Annotated in this window: 2 protein-coding genes; one reads left to right on the top strand and one right to left on the bottom strand. The window is 45.9% G+C overall.

Translation table 11 applies throughout. The annotated features are described in order from the left end of the window. Positions 1-738 (bottom strand): PQQ-dependent sugar dehydrogenase (locus A3738_RS26895; protein ID WP_156504531.1); only part of this gene is annotated, 738 nt, incomplete at its 3' end. A gap of 114 nt (positions 739-852) precedes the next feature. Here A3738_RS26895 and A3738_RS26890 point away from each other — a divergent pair. Next, positions 853-1065, top strand: a 213-nt coding sequence (locus tag A3738_RS26890; protein ID WP_197474074.1) for a pirin family protein, incomplete at its 3' end; no start/stop codon positions are given.

Here is a 1065-nt window from a genome sequence, read left to right as displayed (position 1 = left end):
AGCGCGCTCAACACGATTAATTTCATCACCACCACGCGGTCCATGTTCGATAATCCAGAGAATTCCACGATCTTGATCGAACACAATGCCCTGAGCGTTGCGATGCCCATACGACCATATTTCAGCTTGTGCGCCTGCTTGATCGACGAATGGATTGTCTGCAGGCACTCGACCATCAGCATGTAAACGAATCACTGTACCTGCATGATTCGACAAATCTTGCGCCCAATCTCGCTCTCCACGATCCCCTGAGGTGAGAAATAAATAGCCCTGATCATCAAATGCGATGCGGCTGCCAAAGTGGCGACCACCAGAAGAAATAGCATTGCTCACAAACAACTCTTCATGTTGCGTAATAGCGCCATCTGTCAACTGAAAACGGGCTAAAGCTGTTGAGGTGCCATTAGAATGTGCTTTGCTATAACTGGCATAAATCCACGGTTCCTCTGGATAGTCGGGATGGATAGCAAGATCTAACAATCCGCCCTGCCCGCCAAAGGCCACTGGCCAAACATTTCTAAGCGATGTTTGGCCTTTGTCTTTCAAAGAAAGCACTTTTATGGCCCCGGCCCGTTCTGAAACAAGCAGTGTTGTCTCATCTAAAAATTCCATTGACCAGGGTAATTCGAAGCCTTTCGCAATAAGTTCTATTCGCGACTCACTCGCAACAGACATTGGAATACAGCAACACGCGACCACCATACACATTAGATTGTGCAATTTTTTTGAACATTTCATTGCATAAGTTCCGGTCTTTCAGCCAAAAGATGGTTCATATACTAGAGCCATTCTCGGTTGGATTGAAAGCCGAAACCATCGAATAACAGTTCGAATAATAGTAAGGAGAAACATATGAACTACCTACGCCGTAACGAAGACAGAGGCCATGCAAATGTTGGCTGGCTAGACAGCAAACATAGCTTCTCTTTTGGGCACTACTATGACCCCGCACATATGGGCATTTCTGCTCTGCGGGTGATCAATGATGACACTGTGGCGCCAAACATGGGTTTTGATACTCATGGGCATCAAAACATGGAAATCATTTCGTATATTCTTGAAGGT

This window comes from Oleiphilus sp. HI0066 (genome assembly GCF_001635725.1).
The sequence above is the reverse complement of the archived record's forward strand: the minus strand, read 5'-3'. Positions and strand labels throughout refer to the sequence as shown.